The sequence below is a fragment of the Coprobacter sp. genome (assembly GCF_982436375.1).
The window spans coordinates 1-3,740 of record NZ_CEWDCG010000247.1 but is presented as its reverse complement, the minus strand read 5'-3'; the positions used below and the strand labels follow the sequence as shown (position 1 = coordinate 3,740).

Here is a 3,740-nt window from a genome sequence, read left to right as displayed (position 1 = left end):
CCTTTGGGTTATGAGCCCAACGAGCTACCACTGCTCCACCCCGCGATATTTGCGATTGCAAAGGTACAAAAAATTTCATACGATACAAATTTTTCAAGACTTTTTTATAATCATAACTATTAAAAAGAATCTGCAAGAACTATTTTAGGATAATCTTGCAGATTCTGACAAACTGACTCAGTAATTATTTATGAATAACTATTACATGAGTTTATTCGGTCTATCAACCTTAGTTTTTTCTAAAAAGTCCAATTTTGAAACTACCCGCTTATCTATTTAGAGACTTACAAATACGACTATTAATCTCGTTCACCCGTTTTTCATCTAATTTGATTACTCTACGGTCATACGTTATCAATCCGTTGACTTCAACTTCTACATCCGTTGTCTGAGTATAAACAGCCGCCGAAAAGCCTTTGAAAATCAAATCATATAATTGATCGGCATATTTTAAATACTCGTCTGTCGCCTCTTTTGAAGAATTGAACTGAATATATCCCCAATTACGGTCAGGTTCCCACAGATGACCTTTTATAATAAGCCCTATTCCACCATATTCACCCAGAACCGTAGCCCGCTGTGCATCGTACAAATACAAATCAGGAGTAGGATAATTATGCAAATCGAGCATATCTCCGCAGGTAAAATGGTTACCTCCACTCGCCGGATTTACCAAACGTGTAGGATCATACCGTTTTGTCCATTCTGCAATCTCGACCGTTTTGAATTGTCCCCAAGCTTCATTAAACGGTACCCATGTACTAATACAAGGATAAGAATAAAGATAATCGATAATCTCTTTCCACTCTTTTCGATAACATGCTTCAGACTCGGAAGAACGATACATTTCAGGCCCTTCATAATAACTGCGGTTTTGCCATTGTTGTCCACGATCGCCATTCGGCATATCCTGCCAGACAATGATGCCCAACTTATCGCAATAAGCATACCAACGTGCAGGTTCGACTTTGACATGTTTTCTTATCATATTAAAACCCATATCCTTCGTTTTCTGAATATCGTATTTCAAAGCTTCATCGGTAGGAGCTGTATATAGTCCATCCGGCCACCAACCTTGATCCAATGGCCCAAACTGGAACAAGGGCTGATTATTTAGCCTCAGCCGAACAATTCCTGCAGCATCACGCCCGACAGAATAATTACGCATAGCTGCATAGCTATCAACCCGATCTAACACTTTATCGCCATTCTTCAAAGATATTTTCAATGTATATAAAAATGGAGAATCAGGACTCCATAATTTACTATCTTGAGGCATAGATACAACGAGCGGTTCTCGGTTAATACTTCGGGCAGTCGCAATCAGTTTAGATTCATCATAAACTTTTACTTCAATCAAATCTTCATCAGAAACCACATTCCGGTCGACTTCTACAGTCAGCAAATGCTTATCGATATCCGGTGTAATACGCAATTTTTCTATATATTTCTCAGACACCGGCTCTAACCATACCGTTTGCCAAATTCCCGTAACAGGGGTATAATAAATACCTCCGGGATTTTTTACTTGTTTTCCTCTCGGTTGATAACCATCATCCGTAGGATCCCAAACTTTCACCATCAACTGATTATCACCTTTCGCTACAAGAGCTGCGGTTATATCAAAAGAAAAAGGGGTGAATCCTCCTGTATGATTACCCACCTTTATACCATTTACCCAAACATCCGCTTTCCAATCTACAGCACCAAAATGAAGCAGGATTTTTTTATTTTTCCAAGACGAAGGAATATTAAACGTTCGGCAATACCATAACTCCTTCTCCTTTCCAACAGCTTTCCCGACACCGGATAAAGCCGATTCAACTGCAAAGGGGACTAATATCTGCCCATCAAACTGCTTCGGACAACTTTTTCCGACATCCGTTATAGCATACTCCCATAGTCCATTCAAGTTTTTCCATTCATTTCGTTCCATAATCGGACGAGGATATTCCGGTAAAACCGAAGTCACATCCACCTTTTCTGTCCAAGGTGTTACAATCCTATTTCCTACGGGTTTCCATTGAGCACGAATATTCGTAAAAATACAAACCAAGATCGTACAAATAAAAAACGTCTTTTTCATGATATAACAATTATTTTTTGTTTCAACAAAGGTAGGATTTATGTCAGGACAACAATAAAAATATTTTTTCAATTTATAGAAATATCGGTGCAAAAAACGAGATTAATTGTATAGAGTTCTTTCTAAAGAACAGATATATCGATTCTTATCGGACAAATAATTTTATTTATAACCACACTTTCTTATTTTATATTACAATACACCTCTACACATCATTATCATCAATAATTATTTCTATTTTTGTACCCGACATAAACATTGCTAATATTATAAAGTAAATTTAAATATGGAAAAAAAATTCAGCCGGGCAACTCTTTGCGTACAAGGAGGATGGAATCCGAAAAAAGGAGAACCGAGAGTATTACCGATTTATCAGAGCACGACATTCAAATATGAGACCAGTGAACAAATGGCAAAATTGTTCGATCTGGAAGAGTCTGGTTATTTTTATACTCGATTACAAAATCCTACTAATGATGCCGTAGCTGCAAAGATCGCAGCTTTAGAGGGCGGTATCGGGGCCATGTTAACTTCTTCGGGACAAGCGGCTAATTTTTATGCTATCTTCAATATATGCCAAGCCGGAGATCATTTCGTTTGCTCTTCTACCATATACGGCGGAACATACAACTTATTCGGCGTAACCCTAAAAAAATTAGGAATAGAATGTACTTTCGTCAATGCCGACGACAGTGAAGAGGAGATCAGCAAAGCCTTTCGCCCGAATACCAAAGCCTTGTTCGGTGAAACCATATCGAACCCAAGCATAGATGTGCTCGATATTGAAAAGTTTGCTCAAATTGCACATAAGCATGGAGTTCCCCTGATCGTTGACAATACTTTTGCCACTCCGATAAATTGCCGTCCGTTCGAATGGGGAGCTGACATCGTAACTCATTCCACAACAAAATATATGGACGGACACGCAACTTGCGTAGGCGGAGTTATTGTCGATAGCGGAAACTTCGACTGGGAAGCTCAGGCTGATAAATTTCCGGGGTTGACGCAACCGGATGAATCGTACCACGGACTGACTTATACTAAAGCTTTCGGGAAAATGGCTTATATAACTAAAGCCACAGCCCAGCTAATGCGTGACTTAGGTTCTATACAATCTCCTCAAAACGCATTTTTACTAAATCTCGGACTGGAGACTTTACATTTACGTGTACCCCGGCATTGTCAAAATGCACAAAAGGTTGCCGAATACCTTGAGGCTAACGATAAAGTCGCATGGGTAAATTATTGCGGATTAAAAAGCAGCAAATATTATGAATTAGCACAGAAATATTTGCCGAACGGCTCTTGCGGAGTAATTGCATTCGGTTTGAAAGGAAGCCGTGAAGATGCTATAAAATTCATGGATAGCTTAAAATTAGCTTGTATCGTAACACATGTGGCAGATGCACGCACATGTGTACTTCACCCGGCAAGCCACACTCATCGTCAACTTACCGACGAGCAATTGATCGAAGCAGGAGTTGCTCCCGATCTGATTCGCTTATCGGTTGGTATTGAAGATGTAAATGACATAATTGCCGATATAGAACAAGCTTTGGCTAAATTTTAAGAGCCTGTACAAATTTTACATATTCTTTTTTCCGGAATGTGTAACTTGCGATTATTATGAATAATGCGAATCAGCAGTTGAAAA

Annotated in this window: 2 protein-coding genes; one reads left to right on the top strand and one right to left on the bottom strand. The window is 39.0% G+C overall.

The window, feature by feature from the left end:
* Positions 1-268 precede the first annotated feature (268 nt).
* Entirely contained in the window at positions 269-2,086 is a 1,818-nt protein-coding gene (locus AC1WHX_RS11125) for a glycoside hydrolase family 2 protein (RefSeq protein WP_481229365.1), read from the bottom strand.
* 286 nt (positions 2,087-2,372) lie between these two features.
* Between AC1WHX_RS11125 and AC1WHX_RS11120 the strand changes: the two genes are divergently transcribed.
* The gene (locus AC1WHX_RS11120; protein ID WP_418236341.1) at positions 2,373-3,656 is read left to right on the top strand and encodes an O-acetylhomoserine aminocarboxypropyltransferase/cysteine synthase family protein; all 1,284 of its coding nucleotides are present in this window, start codon (positions 2,373-2,375) and stop codon (positions 3,654-3,656) included.
* The last annotated feature ends 84 nt before the right edge of the window (positions 3,657-3,740 follow it).